This window comes from Paenibacillus sp. 01T442, assembly GCF_056398345.1.
In genome coordinates this window covers 18,778-43,957 of sequence record NZ_JBFTPF010000020.1, presented here as the reverse complement: position 1 = coordinate 43,957, position 25,180 = coordinate 18,778, and the positions used below count along the sequence as shown (strand labels likewise).

20 protein-coding genes and 1 other annotated feature are annotated in these 25,180 nt (G+C 45.7%); of the genes, 2 read left to right on the top strand and 18 right to left on the bottom strand.

The window, feature by feature from the left end:
• Positions 1-30: 30 nt before the first annotated feature.
• The 3 genes from AC1DLM_RS17505 to AC1DLM_RS17495 form a co-directional block, all read right to left on the bottom strand.
• Complete coding sequence (locus AC1DLM_RS17505) at positions 31-2,691, bottom strand: valine--tRNA ligase (protein WP_477570693.1); 2,661 nt, start codon at positions 2,689-2,691, stop codon at positions 31-33.
• Between the two features lie 55 nt (positions 2,692-2,746).
• Positions 2,747-3,006 (bottom strand) — a binding site (T-box leader).
• 187 nt (positions 3,007-3,193) lie between these two features.
• Positions 3,194-4,291 (bottom strand): LysM peptidoglycan-binding domain-containing protein, encoded by a 1,098-nt coding sequence (locus AC1DLM_RS17500; RefSeq protein ID WP_477570692.1) that lies wholly within the window; start codon positions 4,289-4,291, stop codon positions 3,194-3,196.
• 116 nt (positions 4,292-4,407) lie between these two features.
• Positions 4,408-5,295, bottom strand: a complete 888-nt coding sequence (locus AC1DLM_RS17495; protein ID WP_477570691.1) for an RluA family pseudouridine synthase — start codon at positions 5,293-5,295, stop codon at positions 4,408-4,410.
• A gap of 265 nt (positions 5,296-5,560) precedes the next feature.
• Here AC1DLM_RS17495 and AC1DLM_RS17490 point away from each other — a divergent pair, with 265 nt between their 5' ends.
• Positions 5,561-7,063, top strand: a complete 1,503-nt coding sequence (locus AC1DLM_RS17490; RefSeq protein ID WP_477570690.1) for a phosphodiester glycosidase family protein — start codon at positions 5,561-5,563, stop codon at positions 7,061-7,063.
• A gap of 479 nt (positions 7,064-7,542) precedes the next feature.
• Here the strand turns inward: AC1DLM_RS17490 and hemL are convergent, their stop codons facing one another.
• A complete protein-coding gene (gene hemL / locus AC1DLM_RS17485; protein ID WP_477570689.1) occupies positions 7,543-8,841 on the bottom strand; it encodes a glutamate-1-semialdehyde 2,1-aminomutase in 1,299 nt (432 codons plus the stop codon).
• Positions 8,842-8,922: 81 nt separating this feature from the next.
• Between hemL and AC1DLM_RS17480 the strand changes: the two genes are divergently transcribed.
• Positions 8,923-9,582 carry a Crp/Fnr family transcriptional regulator gene (locus AC1DLM_RS17480; RefSeq protein WP_171630401.1) on the top strand — a complete coding sequence of 220 codons (660 nt, stop codon included), beginning with the start codon at positions 8,923-8,925 and terminating at the stop codon, positions 9,580-9,582.
• A gap of 2 nt (positions 9,583-9,584) precedes the next feature.
• Here the strand turns inward: AC1DLM_RS17480 and hemG are convergent, their stop codons facing one another.
• The 14 genes from hemG to lon all read right to left on the bottom strand — a co-directional run bounded on the left by hemG (position 9,585) and on the right by lon (position 25,060).
• Complete coding sequence (gene hemG / locus AC1DLM_RS17475) at positions 9,585-11,024, bottom strand: protoporphyrinogen oxidase (protein WP_477570688.1); 1,440 nt, start codon at positions 11,022-11,024, stop codon at positions 9,585-9,587.
• Positions 11,021-11,968, bottom strand: a complete 948-nt coding sequence (hemH, locus tag AC1DLM_RS17470) for a ferrochelatase (RefSeq protein ID WP_477570687.1) — start codon at positions 11,966-11,968, stop codon at positions 11,021-11,023. The genes hemG and hemH overlap by 4 nt, the downstream gene beginning before the upstream one ends.
• Position 11,969: 1 nt before the next feature.
• A complete protein-coding gene (gene hemE / locus AC1DLM_RS17465; RefSeq protein ID WP_477570686.1) occupies positions 11,970-13,034 on the bottom strand; it encodes a uroporphyrinogen decarboxylase in 1,065 nt (354 codons plus the stop codon).
• 158 nt (positions 13,035-13,192) lie between these two features.
• On the bottom strand, positions 13,193-14,185 hold the full coding sequence (hemB, locus tag AC1DLM_RS17460) for a porphobilinogen synthase (RefSeq protein ID WP_441990004.1): 993 nt from the start codon (positions 14,183-14,185) through the stop codon (positions 13,193-13,195).
• Positions 14,182-15,732, bottom strand: coding sequence for a uroporphyrinogen-III C-methyltransferase (gene cobA / locus AC1DLM_RS17455; protein ID WP_477570685.1), 1,551 nt, complete (start codon positions 15,730-15,732; stop codon positions 14,182-14,184). The genes hemB and cobA overlap by 4 nt, the downstream gene beginning before the upstream one ends.
• A complete protein-coding gene (hemC, locus tag AC1DLM_RS17450) occupies positions 15,732-16,673 on the bottom strand; it encodes a hydroxymethylbilane synthase (protein WP_441990006.1) in 942 nt (313 codons plus the stop codon). The genes cobA and hemC overlap by 1 nt, the downstream gene beginning before the upstream one ends.
• A gap of 14 nt (positions 16,674-16,687) precedes the next feature.
• Positions 16,688-17,392, bottom strand: coding sequence for a precorrin-2 dehydrogenase/sirohydrochlorin ferrochelatase family protein (locus AC1DLM_RS17445; protein WP_477570721.1), 705 nt, complete (start codon positions 17,390-17,392; stop codon positions 16,688-16,690).
• 29 nt (positions 17,393-17,421) lie between these two features.
• Positions 17,422-18,252, bottom strand: a complete 831-nt coding sequence (locus AC1DLM_RS17440; RefSeq protein WP_171630409.1) for a cytochrome C assembly family protein — start codon at positions 18,250-18,252, stop codon at positions 17,422-17,424.
• Positions 18,253-18,284: 32 nt separating this feature from the next.
• Positions 18,285-19,688, bottom strand: a complete 1,404-nt coding sequence (hemA, locus tag AC1DLM_RS17435) for a glutamyl-tRNA reductase (RefSeq protein WP_441990008.1) — start codon at positions 19,686-19,688, stop codon at positions 18,285-18,287.
• 153 nt (positions 19,689-19,841) lie between these two features.
• Positions 19,842-20,378 (bottom strand): S-adenosylmethionine decarboxylase, encoded by a 537-nt coding sequence (locus tag AC1DLM_RS17430; protein ID WP_441990009.1) that lies wholly within the window; start codon positions 20,376-20,378, stop codon positions 19,842-19,844.
• A 116-nt stretch (positions 20,379-20,494) separates the two neighbouring features.
• The gene (gene speD, locus AC1DLM_RS17425) at positions 20,495-20,902 is read right to left on the bottom strand and encodes an adenosylmethionine decarboxylase (RefSeq protein WP_056610310.1); all 408 of its coding nucleotides are present in this window, start codon (positions 20,900-20,902) and stop codon (positions 20,495-20,497) included.
• A gap of 307 nt (positions 20,903-21,209) precedes the next feature.
• Positions 21,210-21,797, bottom strand: a complete 588-nt coding sequence (locus tag AC1DLM_RS17420) for a hypothetical protein (RefSeq protein WP_056610308.1) — start codon at positions 21,795-21,797, stop codon at positions 21,210-21,212.
• Positions 21,798-22,040: 243 nt separating this feature from the next.
• The gene (yihA, locus tag AC1DLM_RS17415) at positions 22,041-22,691 is read right to left on the bottom strand and encodes a ribosome biogenesis GTP-binding protein YihA/YsxC (protein ID WP_171630412.1); all 651 of its coding nucleotides are present in this window, start codon (positions 22,689-22,691) and stop codon (positions 22,041-22,043) included.
• A gap of 17 nt (positions 22,692-22,708) precedes the next feature.
• Positions 22,709-25,060 (bottom strand): endopeptidase La, encoded by a 2,352-nt coding sequence (gene lon, locus AC1DLM_RS17410; protein WP_477570684.1) that lies wholly within the window; start codon positions 25,058-25,060, stop codon positions 22,709-22,711.
• Positions 25,061-25,180 lie beyond the last annotated feature (120 nt).

Genomic DNA, 25,180 nt, shown 5'->3' with positions numbered 1-25,180 from the left:
GAACCTAGGCAATCGTATAATTTACGTTCCTTAAGCCTTTAACTCCGCTAATCGAGCGATTACTTTGTCCCGTTTGTCTGCATAAYCAGCAAGTTTGGCTTTCTCTTCTTCGATGACTTTCGCTGGCGCCTTGGCTACAAAACCTTCATTACCCAGTTTCTTCTCGATGCGCTCAACTTCACCATGCAAGGATTGAAGTTCTTTGTCCAAGCGCGCAAGCTCTTGTGTGATATCGATCAAGCCCGCTAATGGCAAGTAAAGCTCAGCCCCAGTAATAATCGACGTCATTGCTTTGTCAGGCGCTGTCATTGTAAGGTCAATTTCAAGCAGGGACGTGTTACAGAAGCGTTTCAGGTATTCTTCATTTTTGCTGAGAATGTCCTGTGTCTCCGCACTAGCTGGTTTGATCAAGAGCTCGACTTTCTTACTCATCGGCACATTCACTTCCGCACGGATATTACGAACGGAACGAATCGCTTCCATCAAAAGCTCCATCTCCCGAATCGCATCCGGCGCTTCGAAAGCGGCATTCTCAGTCGGCCAAGCCGCGAGTGTAATCGTGTCCCCAACATGCGGCAAGTGCTGCCAAATTTCCTCAGAAATAAATGGCATGAACGGGTGAATCAAACGTTGCGTTTGATCTAATACATAAGCTAGAACCGATTGAGTCTGCTTTTTCGCCGCCGCATCCGTCCCATATAAGCTCAGTTTACTGAACTCAATGTACCAGTCACAGAGATCATCCMAGATGAAGTTATAGAGTAGACGGCCGGTTTCGCCGAACTCATAGCTATCAATTAGACGAGTCACATCACGAACGGTTTCATTCAAACGATGCAAAATCCAACGATCTGCTGTCCCTAATGGGCCTGTCAAATCAATATCTGCTGCGTTTACGCCTTCCAAATTCATCAAAGCAAAACGGGATGCGTTCCAAATCTTATTGGCAAAATTACGAGCTTGCTCAACCCGCTCCCAACGGAAGCGCAAATCTTGACCCGGCGTGCTGCTCGTAGAAATCATATAGCGCATGGCATCTGCGCCGTATTTCTCGATCACTTCCAACGGATCAACACCGTTTCCGAGTGATTTGGACATTTTACGTCCTTCGGAATCACGAACAAGGCCATGCATAAGCACATCTTTAAATGGAATTTGATCCGTAAATTCGAGTCCTTGGAAAATCATCCGCGCGACCCAGAAGTAAATGATATCGTAACCAGTAACTAGGACACTCGTCGGATAGAAACGCTTCATATCCTCGGAATCATTCGGCCACCCTAAAGTGGAGAAAGGCCATAGCGCCGAGCTGAACCATGTATCCAGTACATCGTTATCTTGGTTAAGATTCGTACTTTGACAATGGGAGCAAGCAGTAGCATCCTCACGAGCTACCGTGATTTGACCGCAATCCGCACAGTGCCAAGCAGGAATCCGGTGACCCCACCAAAGTTGACGGGAAATACACCAGTCACGCACATTTTCAATCCAGTTCAAATACGTTTTCTCGAAGCGATCGGGTACAAAATTAACACCCTTGCCTGATTTTTGCGCTTCAATCGCTTGATCCGCGAGCGGCTGCATTTTCACGAACCATTGGGTAGACAAGTAAGGCTCAATTACGGCACCACTGCGCTCACTATGTCCAACTTGATGAACGTGCTCTTCAATTTTGATCAGAACACCTTGCTCTTTCAAATCAGCAACGATTTGCTTACGGCACTCAAAACGGTCTTGCCCCTGGTATGGGCCGGCATTCGCGTTCATCGTTCCCGTTTCGTCCATAACCAGAATTTGCGGCAAATTGTGACGCTTTCCTACTTCGAAATCGTTCGGATCATGCGCAGGCGTAATTTTTACCGCGCCGCTTCCGAATTCTTTTTCAACATAATCGTCTGCAATAATCGGAATTTCACGGTTTACAATCGGCAGCAGCAAAGACTTCCCAATGAGGTGCTTATAGCGCTCATCCTTCGGATGAACAGCAACCGCTGTGTCTCCCAGCATCGTCTCAGGACGCGTTGTTGCAACAACGATCGAACCTGATCCGTCTGTTGTTTCATATTTCAAATGGTACAGGGCACCTTGTACTTCTTTGTATTCCACTTCAATATCCGAAAGCGCTGTGCGTGCCGCTGGATCCCAGTTAATAATATAGTTGCCGCGATAAATGAGACCTTTTTCAAACAAGCTTACGAAAACTTCACGAACTGCTTGCGAAAGTCCTTCATCCAAAGTGAAGCGTTCACGTGAATAATCGAGAGAGAAGCCCATTTTGGCCCATTGCTCACGAATCGTATCCGCGTATAATTCTTTCCACTCCCAGACTTTCTCCAAGAATTTCTCCCGCCCGAGATCATAACGTGTTTGTCCTTGTTCGCGAAGCTTCTGCTCTACACGCGTTTGTGTTGCAATACCAGCATGGTCAGAACCAGGCAGCCACAATGTGTCAAAGCCCTGCATCCGCTTCGTACGAATAAGAATATCTTGCAGTGTGAAATCAAGTGCATGCCCGATGTGCAGCATACCCGTTACATTCGGAGGCGGTATCACAATCGTGTAGGTTTCCGCATCTGGACGGTTGCCTGCTTTGAAGAATTCATTTTTGATCCAGTAGTCGTACCATTTACGCTCCGCTTCTTTCGGGTCGTACGTGGTAGGCATTTCCGTTTGTAATTTCGTTTCGGTCATAAAAGTACCTCCATATCTGGCTAGTTGTTATAAACACAAAAAAACCTTTCGCCCCAAAAAGGACGAAAGGTATAGCTTCCGTGGTACCACCTTCATTTCATGCGACTTGCCCCAATAGCAAATAACATGACACTTAAACAGATAACGGCTGCGACCGGAAAATGCTAATGCAGGCGAGAAATGAAACTCGGCGATTGCACTCACATTTACTGCTCCAGGGCGACTTCGATCGGATGTATCCTGAGGAACCTCTCAGCGCTGCAGTTCCACTCTCTGAAGGGCGTTCCGACTACTACTCCCTATCTTTGCAATTCCATATGTTGGTTTGAAAATGAGTTACACTATATGATATCGAATTATCGACATATAGTCAATAATTTCGACGCCTATTATAAGGATTATTTTCTAGTATTGGGCGGAAAGTTGGAATTTATACTAGGATAAACATAAAGAGCCCCCAGCCGCTATCAGCAGCCAGAAGCTCTTGCCTATGTAACATTATTTATTTGGGTAAATAAATAACTTGCCCCACAACAATATCCTGATCACCTAGTCGATTCATCAATTGAAGCTCACGCGTGGTCAGTTGATAGCGCTTCGCGATGGATTCTAAGGTGTCGTCCTTCTGAACGATACATAGTTTGAGCTTCCTGAACTCTTGTGACTCCGATCTGCTCTGAAGGAATAATCGCCGCCACTCTACCGCATCTATCCGCGATTCCGCCTCAAGAGCCGCTTGCGCCTCAGCTTCCGCAAGCCGCTTGTCGGAAAGATACGTGCCTGCCTTAGATAATAGCGATTTGATGCCATATGGGTTAACCTCCACGGCGTCCGTTGCCTTCTTGCCAAAGGCAACTTTCAGTTCCTTTTTTTCCTCTGTAACGACGGTACTATCCGCATGCGGGGTCACTTTCAGCTCGATTTGTTCAAATTCCACACCAATCGTGTCGTCCCCCGAAAAGGATTCCGGCTGAGCCGCAACGACAGTTGGTTCTGGTGCAGCTGCTATCAACGTTGGGGTTGGCGTAGGTATAGGTGTAGGAAGAACAGGTTCTGGTGGTGGTTCAATCACTTGTTGAACTTCTGGAACTGGTTGGACCTGTGGTTCTTGAACATACGGTGCTGGTGTAGGTACAGGTTCTGATACGTAAGGCATGACGGGCTCAGAGCGTGGGTACTCAATTTGATGGACAAACGTAACCTCTTCTTCCTCTCGCCAGCTTTCTTGCGGCACAGATACCATTTCTACACCTTGCAAAGATAGTACACCAGTTACATTAAGACTTCGTGTCGATAAAAGGTCGATATCAAAATTCTCGATCTCCACCTGAATATCTTCTACACGATGAATACGATTCAAGGGCAGCGTAATTTCGACAGGAATCAAATGCTCAAGTGTGCGAGGACTGCCGCCCTCTTCACTGAAGTAGTTGCCTGTAAGTAGTAGATTCCCCTTTAAGATCGCTTGATCATCCAGCGTTATTACTTGAATATGCGGAAGCAATTCTACCTCATTCAATTCTTGTATAGCCGCCAAATTCTCCTGCAAATGCACACGTTCATAAATATCAAAGCGTAACCCTGGTTGTTGTTCAGACACCGAATGAATCCTCCCTTCCGTTAATTCGAAACATAAAGCGGCTCCGAATTGTTGGGTGATATACTTGATTGTCTCTAAAAGTATATGGGTGGATGAGGCCAGGCATGACTATATTTTTAACTTAAAGACATTTGATCCAGCAAAGTCTTGAAATCTAGTGGATAAGGTGCGTGCACAACGACCTCATTTTGCGTAATCGGATGCTTGAATATCAGCCTTTCGCCGTGAAGGGCTTGTCGATGAAACGATCGTGAAGAACCTCCATATAAGATATCTCCGATAAGTGGATGTCCTAAATGGCTGAGATGGACTCGAATTTGATGTGTTCTGCCGGTTTCCAACTCCACTTCAACGAGTGCACCAGCTTTCATTTGTTGAACGACACGGTAATGTGTAAGTGCCTGATCCCCATTGGGAGCCACTCTTCGCTTCCCTGGCTGATGACGATCCTTGCCGATCGGTTCATCAATCCATCCTTCCTTTTCTTTGAAAATCCCATGAGCTAGCGCAATATAACGTCTATCGATTTGTTTTTCTCGCATGGCTTCATCTAACAGGACATGTGCCCATTCATTTTTGGCATAAAGTACAACGCCCGTCGTATCTTGATCTAGACGATGAATATGCCGAACGCCGCATGCTTGCCCTGTCGCTTCATAATAATGAGCTACCGCATTGGCAAGTGTTCCTCCTTGTCCGGCTTCAGCTGGATGGACAGACTTTCCAGCTGGTTTATTCACAACAAGAGTGAACTCATCTTCAAATAAAACGTCTAATGGGTAAGATTCCGGTTTAAACGCCGCCTTTTCCTGTGGAAAAACCTTAAGTCGAATCGTATTATTGTCTATGCGAATAAGCCCCTGGGAAGCTAATCGCAGGAAATATTTGCGAGGTACCGGGAGATACGCCGCTAATTCTTCAACAGCGCCCGGTTTGAGCGGTTTCCATTGCTCATTCGGAAGCGGTAACTCCAACCATTCTCCATTGCGCGACCAAGTAATCATGATTTCATGCCTTTACGAAATGATAGAAAGATTGCTAGCAGAATGAGTAGAAATACAAAAACAATCGCCATAAGGTCGATTGGGAAATCAAAAAAGTAATAACGTTTCATAAATAGAACGAGCTCCTTAAGAAAGAGGGATTAAGTACACTTTATTTTAACAATTACCATTACCATTTGCATGCAAAAATATGATACTATTATTTTGTATTGTTTTTTTTTCGACATTTTCTATCAATTTATTAATAGAGCAGGAGAGGTTTACCTTGGGTAGTTCAATTGCAAATCATTTTCGGAATTATAGTTGGTTGAAGCGGACTTTACTCGTTATAGCAGTATGTGCATTTCTAAGTTCTAGCTTTCTATTTCTAACCCCGCCAGGGACATTCATTCGTGAGTATTTGGCCAAAACCGTCATAACAACACAGCACCGCGACTGGGCTTGGATCTTCGTAGGCGCGCAGCGTCGTGATCAAATGGTGCTTGAGATGCAGAATTTAACGGAAGTTAACTCCATCGAGAAACAAGATATTGAGGCTGTTCAGTTTAATACAAACCGCCCAATTGAGAGTCTCGTCAAAGTAGAAGATATTTCAGGCACCCTTTGGAAGGGTAAGCGAATGTATGTATATGATCCACGTTCAATCCGTGTTGTCGTTCCTTCCAAACAAGGTGAAGGTGAACGAATTACAGCCATGGTTCAACGTACGGGTGCTGTTGCCGGTGTCAATGGCGGTGGCTTCAATGATCCTGACGGTCTTGGAAACGGATTTGCCCCAATCGGTGCTATTATGTCCGGTGGTGAAATTCTTTATACCGACCAAGAAGGAAGCAACCCGCAACAAATTGTCGGTTTCACGAATGAAGGCACACTCATTATCGGTAAATATACAATTAACGAATTACTGAAACTCGGCGTCTCTGAAGCCGTTTCCTTCTATCCGCGAGTTATCGCGAACGGTAAACCGCTAATTACAAGCGGTGATGGCGGATGGGGACGTGCGCCGCGTACAGCTGTTGGACAAAAAGCAGACGGTACGGTTATCTTTATCGTCATTGACGGCCGTCAAACGTCAAGTGTTGGTGCTACACTGAAAGAAGTTCAGGATCTTTTCTTAGAAGACGATGTCATCAACGCTGGATTCCTTGATGGCGGAGCATCTTCTGAAATGGTTTATAATAATGCACTCATTACCAAACCATCCAGCCGTTATGGCGAACGTCGCTTACCTTCAGCTTTCTTAGTATTCGATCATCCTGAGAAAGTCGAAGTGAAGAACATTTGGGCTGGCTTAACGACGATTGATGCAGGCGGTGCTTCAACTCACCCTGAATTCTTGAAAGAACAAGCAGAACTGAAGGCGCAAGGTAAATTACCTACACCAACGCCGAAAGCAACACCAACACCATCTGCTAAACCAGAAAACACGGCTGAATCAGGCAAAGCTGGCGTTACATCTTCACCTTCAAGTACCGACTCAACAAAGCCGAGCTCAACGGAAAAGCCGTCAACTGGAACACCAACGAATACAACTAGTCCTATACCAACAAATACAGGCAATCCTTCACCAACTCCTACAGCTACGCCAACGCCAAGTAGTGGGAATAATACAGGTGGTAACACGGGTAGTACGAAGCCAACGACGACAACCTCAACAACACCATCTCCCACACCGAGTGCTACTCCGAAGCCAGCAACGAATGGAGCGGAAACTTCACCGAACGCTTCAACATCAATATCAACATCTCCAACAATTAAACCTAACTAATACGTTCTATCGTGGTTAAAAAACCAGTTAGCATCCGATTTTGCGGATGCTAACTGGTTTTTTTGCGGGTGCATTCGATCGCGGCACCCAACGTCACCAACATCGTCCGAGCCGCGGCGTGTCCGTCTTCTTGTCCTTGTCCCCTTTTTCTGAGTCCCATGTAAGCTCCCATTTCCGCGACTCTTATCCCCGCATCCATACCGAGGCGCACAATTGTGCTAACTCTAAAATATACAGCTATTTTCGAGATATTTCCTTGAAATTTGGATTTAACTGTAAAACATGTAGGTAAAACGGCCTCTTTTGTTCCGTTCGGGAAAAATGGATAAAATTAACTGTAGTTTATCCATCTAAACTAAGTTTGCTCGGAAAATTCAAGAATTTAACTGTACAAAATCCATCTATTCGCCTGGAGCACACGTCCTCAAACAAAGGGACAGCCCTCACGTAGAACATTCTACGGAGGGCTGCCCTTTTCATTATAATCGTTTCAAGGCTTCGCGATGAGCCTCGATCGTCGTTTCAATATCCGAATCAGAATGCACCGTAGACACAAACATACCCTCAAACTGCGAAGGTGCAACGGAAACACCTAAATCCAGCAAGTTACCGAAGTAGGCATTAAATCTGCCAAGGTCGGATGTTTTGGCTGTGTCGTAGTTGGTGACTGCTATCTCCGTGAAAAACGGGCAAACCATGGAGCCTACACGATTGATCGTGCTGGCAATGCCGAATTCAGCCGCATTCGCAGCAAAGCCTGCTTCTAGTCTAGCTGACTTGCGTTCCAGCTCCTCATAAACATTCGGCTCGCCTAGTAAGGACAACGTTGCAAAACCAGCTGCCATGGCAAGTGGGTTGCCTGATAACGTACCTGCTTGGTAAATCGGACCCGCAGGAGCAATCTGCTCCATGATGTCTAAGCGGCCGCCATAAGCACCTACAGGAAGCCCGCCGCCAATAACTTTACCTAAACAAGTTAAATCAGGTGTTACACCGTATAAACCTTGTGCACAGTTCTTATGCACGCGGAAACCGGTCATAACCTCATCAAAAATCAACAAGGAGCCATACTGCTTAGTAATGTCACGAAGACCTTGCAGGAAGCCAGCTGCTGGAGGAACAACCCCCATATTCCCTGCAATGGGTTCTACGATAAGCGCGGCAATTTCTTCTCCGAACTTTTCAAAAACAAGCTTTACGGAATCCAAATCATTATAAGGCACAGTAATTGTGTTAGGCGCGACGCTGCTAGGTACTCCAGGACTATCTGGTAATCCAAGTGTAGCAACCCCAGACCCAGCCTTGATCAACAAAGCATCCGCATGTCCATGATAGCTTCCTTCGAATTTCACGATCTTGTCGCGCTTCGTAAATCCACGAGCTAGGCGCAACGCACTCATGGTAGCTTCCGTCCCCGAATTGACCATGCGAACCATATCAATGGACGGTACGCGTTCAATAACAAGCTTCGCCATCTCCGTTTCAAGCAACGTTGGAGCACCAAAGCTTGTACCTTTTATAGCTGTAGCCTGAATCGCTTCCAATACCTTCGGATGTGCATGTCCCACGATAAGTGGTCCCCATGAACCAACATAATCAATAAACGTATTCCCATCAATATCCGTCACTCGCGAGCCGGATCCACTCTCCATGAATAACGGTGTTAAGCCCACCGATTTAAAAGCACGAACTGGACTGTTCACTCCGCCAGGAATCAGCTTTCTTGATTCTTGGAAAGCAGCCGCTGACAGTTTGTCGATTCTGCTCGAATTTACCATAATTTAGCCCCCAATGACGTGATCTTGTGATAAAATGAGGTCATATCCTACCATTAACTACCTATAAAGGCGGTACAACCTATGCTAGAGCTTATCAAGAAAGTTCCTTTATTTGCCCAACTGGGCGAGCATCAATTAGACGCCCTTATTGAAATTTGTACAAGACGTACTTATAAACCAGGCACGATTTTATTTCAAGAAAAAGAAATCGGCTCTGTCTTCTATATGGTACTAAGCGGTTCCGTTAAAATCTACACAACAAGCCAGTCAGGAGAGGAAAAAATACTGTCTATCTGCAAAAGCAGCGAAAGCTTCGGTGAGCTTTCTCTCATAGATGGCAAACCACGTTCTGCTTCAGCTCAAACCTTAGAAGAATCCACACTCCTAACGATAACCGGGCAAAGCTTCCTTGATCTGCTTCGTAATCATTTTGACATTAGCTTAGGCATCATGCAAGAACTCAGTAACCGTCTACGCGATACGAATCAACAAGTTTATGATTTAACGTTCGTAGATGCAAGAACACGAGTCATCAAAAGTTTGATCAAAATGGCGAACTCGCATGGACTGCGTAAAGGCACCACAATCGTCATTAAGCTTGTTCTTAACTTTGATGAAATTTCTCAGCTGGCTGGTGTTCAGAAAGCTACGCTTATGCAGGTCATTCGTGATCTCGAAGAGAAGAAAATCCTGACCATCTCTGCAAGTGAATTCACTTTGGAGTTGACCAAGCTCCGTTAATGCTATTGTCTTAGAACAAGACTGGCAAGTTGATTGGCAGCTTCTTTCCCTTGCCGGATACAATCGGGCAGTCCGACGCCGTGAAACCCTGCCCCCGTGACCAGTACGCGCGGCATGGCCGCAGTCAGCTCTTTTTTGAAATCCGCGATCTCCTCTAAATGGCCAACAGGGTATTGCGGCATGGAATGCATCAACCTCGTCACTTCAACAAAACCAGGTTCAGCTGTAATCCCCAGCAGATCACCTATATCCTGTCGTGCTTTACTAATTAATTGCTCATCAGACCATGCTGGCCATTCCTGCTCACCAGAACGACCAATATAACAACGAAGCAGCACCTTGCCTTCTGGTGCCGCATGCAGCCACTTCGCTGAGGTTAACGTACACGCTGTAATGGTATAGCCCTCATGCTTAGGAACAAGGAAACCGGAGGCATCCAGTTCAAAAGGAATATCTTTACGATCGAACGCCATAATCACATTGGCTACCGATATATAAGCAATCTTTGCTAGCTTGCTTGCAGCTGGCAGCTCCGAAAGCAGCCTCGCCGCTTGATACGTTGGCGTCGTCACAATGACACCGTCAACGATTTCACGCTGACCGTCCTCAAAGACAACTTCTGTTTGTCCATCCTCTACACGACGCACGGACTCAACACCAACTCCAGCACGTAAATCCACAGTAGATAACGCGTCTACTAAACCATTAACTAGCGATTGCAGCCCTCGCTTAAACGTTACAAAGACTGAATTGCGAACAGCCGCAGGCAAATGCGCGCTTTCCTCGGACACATTTTTGCGGCTCGCCATCATCCCGAGAATTAAACTGCGGTTCTTCTGCTCCATAGCTCGAAACTGCGGGAAGGTGGACTTCAAGCTCAGCTTATACGTATCCCCGGCGTAAATCCCTGCTAGCAGCGGCTCAACAATGCGCTCAAGTACTTCCTTACCAAGTCGACGCTCTAGAAAATGTCCAAGCGACTCATCTGCGGTGACATCCCGCTTCGGCTTGATCAAGTCCATCGCAGCGCGAAGCTTGCCGAGTGGTGAAATAAGGCCTGTCTTCATAAAAGGTGTCATTTGAGTCGGAATTCCGAGAACCAAGCCAGGAGGCATGCGATGCAGCTTTCTCCCACGAACAATGTACGTTTTCTTAGCTTTCGGATTCGTACCTGTCAGCTCGTTTTCCATTCCTAAATCATAAGCTAAATCAATTATGGGACGTTTACGAGCTAGGAAGGAATCAGGCCCCTTTTCAATCACAAAGCCGTCACGCTCAATCGTATGAATTTTCCCGCCAAATGATGGTGATTTCTCGACGACAGAAATGCGAAAGGGGGAATCTCCCCCGTCGGTCTCTAACTGTTTTTTCAAATAAAAAGCAGCGCTCAGCCCCGTGATCCCGCCGCCTATAATCATATAATGAGGCACTTTATTACTCATTTCGAACTCGCTGCCTCTTGCCATTTCTTGTAAACAACATCACTTAAGGTTTCCATATATAGCGGATCCGTGTTGAGCGACTCTGTACGTTCCAAGTGAATGCCTAGCTCTTTCGCCAACCCTTGTGCTTCGATATCAATATCATAAAGAACTTCTAAATGATCAGAAACGAAACCGATTGGACAGAGGAGTATCTTATCCACGCCTTCTTCTTGCTTAATCGTACGCATGACATCCATAATGTCTGGACCTAACCAAGGCATGGCAGTCTGACCAGCACTTTGCCAACCAAACTGCCAATTCGTAAGACCAACCCGCTCAGCAAGCGCTTTGGAGGTAGCCAACAATTGATCCGGATACGGATCCTTCATTTCCAGAATTTTCTCAGGCAAGCTATGTGCTGTAAAGATGACTCTCACGTTATCCCGATCCGCTTCAGCAAATTTCCCCAAAGCTTTCTCTACACGTGTTTGCAAAGCATCAAGCAGCTTCCCATGGAGGTGATAATCCAGAACGAAAGTTATGTTAAGTCCTAGCGCTTCTGCCCTATCCTTCGCTCTCTTCACATAGCCACCGACACTCATCGTCGAGTAGTGAGGCGCTAGAACGACCCCTACAGCCTCTGTGATGCCGTCTTTAACCATTTGCTCTACACCATCTTCTACATACGGCTGAGCGTGCTTTAGGCCTTGATAGCAGACAAATTCAAGCTCAGGATGCTCTTGACGAAGCGTAGCTTCGAGTCCCATTACTTGTTTATTCGTATTTTCACGCAGCGGGAAGAAGCCACCGACAATAGCCTCATAACGCGTCGTTAATTCATGCAATTGCTCAGGGGTCGGCGGATGACCACGACGGATATGCGTATAGTACGCTTCAACTTGATCTAAACTTTCCGGCGTACCGTACGACATCACTAAGACGCCAATGCGCGTTTTGGTCATGTTAAACACCACTCTTTCCAGCTTGCTGAGTTAAAACGGAATGCGAATACGTATGAACAAACGTCGTTAATTCCTTCAATTTCTCAAGCGATGCTTCTGGGAATAAGCCATGTCCTAGGTTGAAAATAAAACCTGGCTGCTTCATCCCTTCATCCATAATGGCTTTCGCTTGCGCTTCAATCACACTCATCGGCGCTGTTAGAATATACGGATCTAAGTTCCCTTGCACCGCGTATCGATTCTGTAGTCGTTCACGCCCAACATTAATCGGTACACGCCAATCCAAACCAATCACATCAGCTTGAATCGTTGTCAGATATGGCAGCAATTCACCTGAGCTAACGCCAGGGAAATAAATTTTCGGTTCTTTCAAGTCCGATAGCTCTTTGAAAATCCGCATCATCGTAGGACGTACATAGACGTCGAAATCGGCTGGAGAGAGAGCCCCCACCCAGCTATCGAATACTTGAACAGCTTTTGCCCCATTGGCGATATGCGCGCGAAGATACGTGATAACCATATCCCCAAGCTTATCCATCAAGGCGAACCAGACTGCTGGTTCAGAATACATCATTTGCTTCGTACGGATATAGCTCTTGGAGGGTCTGCCCTCAATCAAATAGCTGGCGATCGTAAATGGCGCACCCGCAAACGAAATCAACGGAACCTCTAACTCTTTATCTAAAATACGAATCGTTTGAAGAATGTGGGACAAGTCCTTCTCCACATCAATTGGACGAAGTCGTTCAACATCTTGTGCCGTACGAACCGGCGTATGTATCACGGGACCGATATCTTTCACAATATCAAAATCAACACCCAACGAAGCCACTGGGTTCATAATATCCGAGTACAAAATCGCGGCATCTACGCCAAGCTTTTTGATCGGCATCATCGTTACTTCAGCAGCTAACTCTGGTTGCTGACAAATTTCAAGCAAGGAGTACTTTTCCTTAATCTTACGGTAGTCCGGGTCGTAGCGACCGGCTTGACGCATATACCACACAGGCAGTGTATCAACTTTTTCTTTCCGGCATGCTTTAATAAAATTATCGTTATAACTCATGAGGCACCTTCCTCTTGTTTCCATCTATTCTCATCCATTATGCCCTAATTATACCCCTCTCACAACCAACGTAAGCTTATCTATTGCGACAAAAGTATGACAAAAAGAACCACCGAACTCCGTTATACATCACAGAGGACAAATGGTTCATGATCTCCTTACTTTTGCAAGTAGCGAGCAATATCTTTGGCGAAATATGTCAAGATAATATCTGCTCCTGCACGTTTGAAGCCCATCATCGTTTCCATCACAATCGCTTCTTCATTCACCCAACCTTGCTGAGCAGCAGCTTTCACCATGGCGTACTCTGCACTCACATTATAAGCGACAACGGGCAAGTCGAAGTTATCCTTCAGCATGCGGATAATGTCCATGTAAGCGAGTGCTGGCTTCACCATTAAGAAATCTGCTCCCTCGATGACGTCGCTTGACGCTTCACGAAGGGCTTCACGACCGTTAGCCGGATCCATTTGATACGTTTTCCGATCACCGAATTGCGGTGTGGAATGCGCAGCATCACGAAACGGACCGTAGTAGGCCGAAGCATATTTAACGGAGTACGCCATGATCGGTGTGTTCTCATAACCAGCTTCATCAAGTCCAGCGCGAATGGCTTGCACATAACCATCCATCATATTGGAAGGGGCAATAATATCAGCACCTGCTTTGGCTTGCGATACAGCTGTACGAACGAGTAGCTCGAGAGAAGGATCATTCGCGACATCTGCTTGCCCTGTAATCGGATGGTGATGAATAACGCCGCAATGACCTGTATCGGTAAATTGGCATAAGCACGTATCTGCGATAATCAGTAAGTTAGGGTTGAGCTCTTTAATAAAGCGCGTTGCTTGCTGTACGATACCGTCATCCATAAATGCGGATGTTCCGGTTGCATCTTTATAATCAGGTACACCGAACAAGAGAATCGCTTGGATGCCCAATTGCGTAATTTCATCGATTTCCTCTTTCACACGATCGAGTGAGAAATGATACACACCAGGCATCGAGGCAATTTCTGACTTTACATTTGTACCATGCGTAACAAAGATCGGTTGAACGACATCGTTCACTGTCACTTGATTCTCACGTACAAGATTACGAATGGCTGCATTTCCGCGTAAGCGGCGGTTACGAACGATTGGAAAACTCATGATGGATTTCCGCCTCCTTGAATCATGCTTTGTACCAAAGAAGCCACTGTTGCTTCTTCAGCCGTATAAGTAATCGACAGTCCTGTTTGTAAGACAGTTTCTGCTGTTTTGGGACCAATAACTGCAATCTCTACGCCTTGCAACAGCGATATCGGATCTTCCATACCGAGTTGCTTTAGCGCTTCGAGTAAATTCGTAACGGTCGATGAGCTTGTAAAAGTGATGATATGAATGCTTTGATTTTGCAAAAGATGTATAATCTCTTCTCCGTCATCGGTGGTCAGTACATTCTCGTACACATCCACTTCGGTAACTTCAAGGCCGAGCTCCTTCAATTTAGACGGTAAATAATCACGTGCTAAGTCTGCTGTCGGCAGCAATACTTTCTGACCTGCGTTCAAATCCCCTTGAATGGCATCTAGGATACCTTCCCCATGATACTTAGCTGGTAGGACGTCTGCAATGATACCACGCTCAGCGAGCGCCTCAGCGGTCTTAGGACCTACTGCAGCAATCCGTGCGTTCCCCATTCTGCGAACATCAATGCCTAACTCACGCAATCTGCGGAAGAAGAACTCAACACCATTTGCACTCGTTAGCACAATCCAGTCAAACTCCTGTAGTCTCTCTAATGCATTATCCAATGCTTGCCTAGCTTCTTGACTACTTGGCGGCTGTAAACGAATGACAGGGAATTCGACGGGTTCTCCACCCAAATCATCGATCAGATCCACAAGTTCACTCGCTTGACTCCGAGCTCTCGTGACAAGTACTCGCTTGCCAAACAGCGGCTTCTTCTCCATCCAAGCCAGCTTCTCACGAAGCTTAACTACCTCACCTACGATAATGACGGCTGGAGATTTGAAGTTCGCTTCTCTTACTTTTTCTGTGATATCTGCAAGTGTACCTGTAATCGTCGCTTGATCCGCCCAAGTTCCCCATCGCACTAAGGCAACAGGCATTTCTGACGGCTTCCCACAACGAATTAACTCACGGCATATTTGCTCTAAATTGGCAACGCCCATCAGGAACACCATCGTGCCAATCGCTTTGGCCAGATGCTCCCAGTTTAAGCTGGAATACGTTTTATTCGGATACTCATGGCCCGTTACAATCGCAACGGACGACGTGAAATCGCGATGTGTGACAGGAATACCCGCATAAGCTGGAACAGCAATCGAAGAGGTGATTCCTGGGATAATGTCATACGTTATCCCGTTATCCACCAGCAGCTCGGCTTCTTCACCAACGCGACCGAATACACTCGGATCTCCACCTTTTAAGCGTGTTACCACATGCCCTTGTAAAGCCAAATCCACAAGCAACTGATTAATTTCTTCTTGCTTTAATATATGTTTATCCGGCAGCTTGCCAACAAAGATGAGTTCTGCTTCTGGTCTACGATGCTTCAATAAGCGTGGATTCGCCAGTCGATCATATACGATGACATCAGCTCTTTGGATCGCTTCCATCCCGCGAACCGAGATGAGCTTAGGATCTCCAGGACCCGCTCCAACAAGAAAAACTCTTCCTTTGTTCACAGTCATCACTCCCTGACCTCAGCTAAAATCTTCTCGGCTCCTTGTGCGATGAGCTGCTCTGCGACTAAGGCACCCAACGCTTCCGGATCATTCCCGGAAGCCGTTTCCTTCAGCATGGTCACGCCGTCCGGCGTCCCGACCATGCCGGTCAAGGTCAGCAGCGGAACGTCTCCGCTGCTGTTCTCGACGCTCGCGTATGCGCCGAGCGGCACCTGGCAGCCTCCGTTGAGTCTGCCGAGGAAAGCACGCTCCGCTCGCACCGCGAGCGCCGTTGGCTCATGCTGGAACTTGCCCAGCAAGTCCAGCACGAAAGCGTCGTTGCCGCGGCACTCGATGCACAGCGCTCCCTGCCCTACGGCAGGGAGGCATAGCTCCGGCGGCAAGTAGCTACTGATGCGATCTTGCCAGCCGATCCGGTGAAGACCCGCGGCGGCAAGCATAATCGCATCGAAGTTCTCTTCTTCGAGCTTGCGCAGCCTCGAATCAATATTGCCCCGGATCGACTCGATCCGGAGGTCCGGGCGGTGATGCTGCAGCTGGCTAGCCCGGCGCAGCGAGCTTGTGCCGACAAGCGCGCCCTGCGGCAGCTCGTCCAATGATCGGCCACCACGCGTGATCAGCGCATCGCGCGGGTCTTCACGCTTAGGAATCGCGCCTACAACGAGACCTTCGGGCAGCTCGAAAGGCATATCCTTCATGCTATGAACGGCGATATCAATCTCCCCGTCCGTCAGCGCTTGTTCGATTTCCTTCACGAACAGTCCCTTGCCTCCAACTTTGGATAACGTGACGTCCAGAATCCGATCGCCCTTCGTTACAATTTTTTTAATTTCAAATTGACATTCGATACCATGCTCTTTCGCAAGCTGTTTCAACAGTTCCACGGCTTGTCCCGTTTGCGTCAGTGCCAACGCACTTTGTCTTGTTCCTACTATTATCGTTTTCATTTCGTCTCCGCCTCCTATACGTGTTGCCTAATCTCATCGTTGAAAGACCAAGAAGGCAGTTCCATCTCTACCTGCTCTTGCGATTGCATCCAAGCTTCGCCATGTAAGGCTAAGTTGAACTTCTCTTTCCAGTCTTCAAACTTTCCTTCACGGATCAAAGGCATGAGGTCCCATGCCAGCATGTCTTTAAATAGGCCCTGCCTTGCTTTTTTATCCTTCACGCGTTCTTGGATGAATAAGCGAGTTTCACTGAGAAAATCCAAATAGATCTCATACTCATCGCCATAGGTTTTGTCGATCTCTTTGGCAATTTTACGCGCTGCTGATGGACTAGCTCCACCTGTGGAGACCGTAATGACCAACTTGCCACGACGAACAACGGAAGGCAGGATAAACGAGCTTAGTTCAGGTTTATCTACAATATTGACAAGTAAATCATGCGCATTCGCATCCTGGGCGATCTGTCTATTGACTTGTGAATCGTTCGTCGCCGCAATGACTAATGCGAATCGCGCCTCGCCATGGGCTGACCATATCGCTGCATCATAGGGCTGTCTCTTCATGATCACATCAGATCGATGCTCCATTTCTAGAATTCCAGCCGTAAACGCTAGACTGACAAGCGTCACCTCGGCTCCAGCTGCAAGCAATGATCGCAATTTCCGTTCTGCTATCGGACCCCCGCCAACAATCAAGCACCGGCGTCTTGCTAAATTCATCATTATGGGAAAAGGATGCTGCCAACCATTTAGCTCCATATCCACCCATGAAAATCCGATACAAGGTTCGAAACAACGAAATTCAACACGACGATACAGAAAGCTGCCAAGTTCCAAACAGCTAGCTTATTCCCCGAAATCTGCATGGATTTATGTTGAAATAAGTAAAAAGCATAGGCTGCCAATACGAAGAATGAATTGATTACTTTGGGATCATAGAGAAGATTGCGATTTCCTTCAAGCACAACCCACACCACACCAAGACTTAAAGCCATTAGAAGCAACGGCCCCCCGATAATGACCGACAAATAGGTATAATGCTCAATTTTCTCAAGAGATGGCAGTCTCATGACAGCCTGAGAGAAATTTTTGCTTTTCAACCTTGCATGTAAAAATATGTACATCCCTGAAAAAATTGCGGCAATTGAAAAAGCGGCATAGCTGCCAATCGCTAACGAAATATGAATGAATAATAGCTCATCATTGATGTCCCAATCGGATTTGATCGGCACGACATGCGGATTTCCAAATATATTCAGTGCAAGAATTGCAAAGCCAAGTACATTTACAAAAAAAACGAACAATTCAATTCGGAAAAAACGGTTGATAATCAATGAAATCGTTACAATCAGCCACGAAAACATAAAGAGTACGTCAGATCGAACGAAAGCCCATTCCGTCAAATGACCATATAGACTGATAGCCAAGTAAGCGGTTTGCAAAACCCATACAAACAAAAGCAGCCCCGTCCCCATCCGTTTCGCGCTTCGGCTCGCATTGGCGAAATCCGAAAAGTAAAACAGTAGGCTCAGGGCATACATATAAATCATCGCATCAAACAACCAGCTACGTGTAACCATGGCACCTCTCCTAGGCGGTTAGCGCCTTTTAATCAAGATGGGGCTAGAATATCCGCGTTTTGCAAACTACGAACGGACAGCTTCTCATTGGGCGTTTGTTTACTTTCCACTTTGTTAAAACCTGACTCTAGCTCTTGTGCTATTTGATCTGCCTGTTCTTGTTGTTTAAGCGTATCTTCTAATGCGAAAAGCTTGGTGAAAATTTCGAGAGCATCATCGCCATGGCGCTCTCCCGCCATTTCTTTGATCCGTAGGATCGGATCACGCAACACTTGATTCACAATACTCTTCGTTAATTTGCGAATCACCTTAATTTCACGCTCATCCAAATCAGTCAACTTATTCAGCATGTTCTCCATGGTTTCTTCGTGAATCTGATTCGCTTTCGTTTGCAAAGCACTAATCAGAGGGCTGACGCCAAGTGTCTTCGTCCATTGGTCAAAAGCAGAGATTTCGGTCGTAATCATGATCTCAATCTTAGCCGCTTCTTTCTTTCTCTCCTGCAAATGCTTATCCACAATATGCTCCAAATCATCAATATCGTAGAGGAACACATTAGGCAAGCCGCTAATCTCAGGATCTAAATCCCGCGGAACCGCGATATCCATCATGAACAGCGGACGTGATTTTCTTTTTTGCACATAAGTTTGAATATCCTTCTTCGTCAGAACGTATCCAGGCGCTCCAGTCGAGCTAATGATAATATCAACCTCTGGTAAATATTTCGGCATTTCCTCTAGTGTGCAAGCCACACCGCTAAATTTGCCTGCTAAATCCATAGCTCTTTCCAATGTGCGATTCACAACGATAACCTTGTTCGCACCATTTGCATACAGATGCTTCACCGTCAGCTCACTCATCTTGCCAGCACCAATAATCATAATGGTCTTGTTCACATAGCTTCCGAAAATTCGCTTACCGAGTTCTACAGCAGCATAGCTAATTGAGACTGGATTATTACTAATGCCCGTCTCTGAGTGTGCTTTCTTCGCAAGTGTTATCGCTTGTTTGAACAGCGTATTGAAATAGGAACCTGTTGCTTTCAATTGTTGAGACGCTAAAAAAGCATCCCTTACTTGACCGAGAATCTGAGTTTCCCCGATGACCATCGAATCAAGCCCCGTTGTGACACGGAATAAATGCTCAATTGATTTCTCATTCTCATACGTATATAAATGCTTCTGGAACTGATCCTTCGTCACATGAAACCAACGCTCAAGAAAATGCGTCAAGTAATGACTGCACAGCTGAGGACGATCCACGACAGCATAAATTTCGGTGCGATTGCAAGTGGCAACAATGACACATTCCAAGATGCTTTTCGTCTCTTTCAATTCCGCGATTGCCTTCGGTAGATCTTGATCTGAGAACGCAAACTTCTCACGAATTTCTACCGGGGCTGTCCGATAATTCAAACCAACTGCGATAATATGCATTGTTACCACCTGCCTTTCCGTCTATTTAGAATCATTATAGCACAGCATTTCAGACATTCCGACAAAATATTTGAATAAATTATGAATGCTTTGGTACTGATCGTTAGTTTTAACAGCTCCGTGCTCCTCTATACCTCATACATGCAGAATCCCTTATTGCAGCCCTTTTTTTCTTAAAAAGGAAGTCATTTCGCGATCTAGTTTCGATAACTCGGTATTCTGCGATGAAATGATATCGCCATTCGAAGCCATCATTTTCTCATAGACCTCATACATCTTCCCAAATTGCCTTTGGGCTTCCTTCAACGTTAATGTCTCATCCGCTTTCAGAGCTCTCACGCCACCGAGCTGCAACCTCTGTATGTACTGGCTTAGTTGGTTCATGAAGCTAAGAGAGCTTAACTCCTCTTTTCCCCCAGCTGCCAAAATCAATCGCTCATGCGTGTATTCCGCTGAGTACAGTGCTCGTCTCACTGGATCGAGCTCATTCGTACTTTTACTTTGTGAGGCTTCTTCTAGACTACTCTTCAATATTTCCATTTGAAATAAGGATACTTGGAACAGTAAATGTGTGGCATCGTGATCTTCCTTTTGATGACCTAACATTTGCGCGAGTTGATAGATGGGCCAAATGATTAGAAAGAGAACAACGACATACACCACCAATTTCCTAATGATTTTATGCTTCAAGCTTCTTCCCCCACCTCAAGTGAACTGGACATGTATCGCCAATATCATTGTATGGGTGTCTGAACAAACAAATAACCACGGATTTCTCCGTGGTTACCGTTATCTTTTGCAGAATTTTATTTAACAAGCTCTGCTTGCTTTATTTCAGGAGTTTCTACTTGTAGTTCACCCATTCCGCGAACAAGTTTCTTCGCATAGAATGTTTCTGGTTTTAGTACGGATACCATAAAGTCGATTGCTAATTGAGGGTCGACTGTCTCACCGCATGTATAACAATCAAGTGCGGCAAAACCTCTCTCAGGATAAGTATGAATGGAGAGATGACTCTCGGACAACATGACAAGAACTGTTGCTCCTTGTGGTTCGAATTGCTTGGATTGTACAGATAAAACAGTTGCTCCACATACCTCGGCAGCTTCAACCATCTGAGCTTGCAGCCATTCTGCATTGTTCAGAAGTTCAAAATCTACCCCCCAAGTATCAACAGCAACGTGTCTTCCGAAAGTTGAGTATTCTGTTTCCATCTTTCGGTTCCCCCTTCCTAGGAATAAAATGTGTGAAAAAAATTTCATCCGCTAGGACCTACGTCATTCACTTCCCGAGGGTATAATCTCTCGCAACATTCAATGTCCTGAGTGAATCCTGGTTCCTATATTGTTTCAACGAGAATAAAAATAACATCTATCGACGATAAATGCAATAGTTTTTTTTGTTAAAGGCTAACTGTCACACCGACGCCATATCTAAATTATGTCGTAATGCCTTTGCATGTGCCTGAAAACAAAGAGAGACCCAAAAATGGGTCTCCATAAATATAGCATGTATGGGTGATTATGCCTCCAAAACGAACAAACGATGTGTAAGCTCATTGAGGCGAATGTCGATCTGTTGGTGTTCATCCCTAGCCTGCAGCATGTTACGCATATCAAGAAGGTGATTGATTTGATCGTAAATCATTTCGATCTCTTGCTCAACTTCTCTCTTCTGGAACATCATCTGCATGAGGCCAATGGTATCTTTGTGCTCATAGACAATTGTCAATAGTTGACCTTTGATTTCCTCGATCTTCACCACGGTTCCGCGTTCATAATAATAAACCATCGTGTAGCTTGGGTAAATCCGATTGACTTTAGCGCTGCCTTTGAATTCCGATACTGCTTTACGCATTAAATTAGCTAATAAGGTATTACTTAATCTGCAGGATCCTGTGCATTCATATAGGCCCGATTTCTTTTCAAATGAAAGGACGATTTCTTGACCTTCGCCATCTTGAAAAACAACTTCTTGATTCCCGTTTTCCAAAACTTTGACTTGCAGTGTCACTTGATGGTCCACAAACATTTGAAAAAACTTCAACATATCGGCTTCTGTTAACTGGAGGCAGGTTTTGACATATTCAGTCGCTAACCTTTGTGCCATAAAAATCCCTCGATTCTTTGTTTTCAAGCCATTAACTATTACCTTGCTTATTATTATACTACAAGAGTCACGAATATTCCTGCCGGCAAATCATGATAATCAGCCAAATATTCTGAAAAATGCTTGATAAACTGGAATGCCATCAAATTTCCCCCAGAATACCTCGCTTTCCCGTATACTTCTTTTTGATTTCCTCTATCTTTGAACGTTATCCTTAACAATACGCAAAAAACCGCCCTGCGATTAGGACGGTTGCGGATCGATTACAGCGCTAGTTAGTACTTCTTCGGTTTGAGGATCCGGCTCGCCATAAGCAATCGCTTGCTCTAGAATTCCCCACAGTTCATCTTTGCCAAGCCCTAGCTCGGAAGAGAACATCAGTGGCTGAACTCCTTTATCCATCCCTAGTGTTTCACGTACAATCTTCAAATGTTTCGGCCATCTGCTCTTAGGAATCTTGTCCGCTTTGGTTGCAACAACAAGAACAGGTACATCCATGTGACGAAGCCATTCGTACATCGCCTGATCATCTTTGGAAGGCGGATGTCTCAGATCGACTAACTGCATCACAAGACGCAATGGCTCACGATTCAATAAATAGCTTTCAATGAATTTGCCCCATTGCTCACGCTTGGTTTTGGATACCTTTGCGTAGCCATAGCCGGGGAGATCAACGAAATATAAGTCCTGATTAATTTTATAATAGTTAAGAGTTTGCGTCTTGCCCGGTTGAGAACTGGTTCTAGCTAAGTTTTTCCGAGAAATCAAACAGTTAATGAGTGACGATTTCCCGACATTAGAACGCCCTGCCAGCGCTATCTCTGGCAAGGCATCCTCTGGATATTGGCTAGGTCCAACCGCGCTGATGATAAATTCAGCTTGATTGACTTTCATGAATGTTCAACTACTTTCTAAGTCGATCCGACGTTAACCGTCGGCTTATTTTTGATAAGCGCATGTTCCAGCACTTGATCCATGTGGCTGACAGGGATAAACGTCATCTCTGTACGGACACTTTCTGGAATTTCGATAATGTCTTTCTCGTTGTCTTGAGGTAAAAGAATTGTACGTATACCCGCACGATGTGCAGCTAGTGCCTTTTCCTTCAAGCCCCCGATGGGAAGTACGCGGCCGCGAAGCGTGACCTCTCCAGTCATCGCCACTAAGCGTGAAACCGGAATGTTCGTCAGTGCAGAGATTAATGCGGTAGCCATTGTTATACCCGCTGATGGACCATCCTTCGGAATAGCACCTTCAGGAATATGAATGTGTACATCATTCTTCTCATGGAAATCTGGGGCAATGCCGAGGACATCAGCTCGCGAACGCGTGTAACTGAAAGCTGCTTGCGCGGATTCCTTCATGACATCACCAAGTTTGCCCGTTAAGGTCAACTTGCCAGTACCAGGCAGCACAGATACCTCAATAACGAGTGTATCTCCCCCAACCTCCGTCCAAGCTAGACCAGTAACAGCGCCGATCTGATCCTTCTCTTCTGCAACATTATATTTAAACTTAACAGGACCTAAATAGTCACTTAAGTTTTCTACCGTTACATGAACAGGTGTCTCAGGGTCAGCTACGATCTTCTTAGCTGCTTTACGATTCATACCTGCAACCTGCTGCTCTAGATTACGCACGCCTGCTTCTCGTGTATATTCGCGCACGATCTTCATCAAAGCGGCCTCATCCACGACAAGTTGCTMTTCTTCAAGACCGTGATCACGTTTCTGCTTAGGAAGTAAATATTTCTTGGCAATTTGGAGCTTCTCAATCTCCGTATACCCTGGAATATATAGAACCTCCATCCGATCTAACAGAGGACGAGGAATATTATGCACAGCATTCGCCGTAGTCACAAACATCACGTTGGATAAATCAAAAGGTACTTCAATGAAATGATCGCTAAAAGTGCTATTTTGTTCAGGATCCAATACTTCAAGCAAGGCTGAAGCAGGATCTCCGCGGAAATCCATCGCCATCTTGTCAATTTCATCTAATAAGAAAACGGGATTATTCGCGCCTGCATTCTTCATACCTTGAATAATTCGACCTGGCATAGCGCCAACATACGTACGACGATGACCGCGAATTTCAGCTTCATCTCTCACGCCGCCTAGCGAAATGCGGATGAACTGTCTTCCCATCGATCTAGCAATTGAACGGGCAATCGAAGTTTTACCAACCCCTGGAGGGCCAACTAAACAAAGAATCGGACCTTTGAGTTTCTTGACTAGCTTCTGCACGGCTAAGTACTCTAGGACCCGCTCTTTCGGCTTCTCGAGACCAAAATGATCCTCATTCAATATTTCTTCTGCTTTATCTAAGTCCAAATCGTCATCGGTTTGTTTGGCCCAAGGAAGACCTAATAACCAATCGATATAATTGCGAATGATGCCGCCTTCTGCAGAAGTTGCAGGCATTTTCTCCAACCTATCGATCTCTTTCTCAACTTTCTCGCGGACCTTTTCCGGAAGCTCTGCCTCAGCTAACTGGCTACGTAACTCATCAACTTCGCCAGCACGACCTTCTTTATCCCCAAGCTCTTTCTGAATTGCCTTCATCTGCTCACGAAGGTAGTATTCCTTCTGTGTTTTCTCCATTTGCTTCTTGACACGCTGACTGATTTTGCGTTCGAGTTCAAGCACTTCCCGCTCATTATTCAAAATATTAAGCATTTTCTCGAGCCGTTCACGAACGTCAACGGTCTCGAGAATATCTTGTTTATCTTTGATTTTGAGCGATAAATGACTACAAATCACGTCTGCTAAACGGCCAGGCTCATCAATATCAGATACCGCGGCTAGTGTCTCAGGCGTTACTTTCTTTGAAAGATTGATGTAATGCTCGAATTGACTTAATACACTTCTCATCAAGGCATCAATCTCAGGATCTGAAATTTCTTGCTCCGGCAATTCTTTTACGGTTACCTCGTAATACTCGTCATTCGTCAAGTACTCTACGATTTCAGCACGTAAAACACCTTCTACTAGAACGCGAATGGTACCATTCGGTAATTTGAGCATTTGCCGCACTTTCGCGATGGTACCGATGCGATAAATATCCTCTTTCGTTGGTTCTTCTATGTTGATCTCTGATTGAGAGCAGAGGAGAATCATGCTGTCATCCACCATCGCCCGCTCGAGTGCTTTCACCGATTTTTCTCGCCCTACATCCAGGTGTAGAACCATGCTCGGATAGACTAGCAGTCCCCTAAGTGGCAATAACGGCAATCTGCGCACCTTCATTTTTCCAGGCCCCATCCTCTGCACCTCCAATAATAGGGATCCTTGAACCTTCGTTCAAAGTCTCACCTTGAAATATAAGTAATAATAGGTTTCACATGATAAATGGCTTTATTTTTGGATAAACGCTCTGTCCAG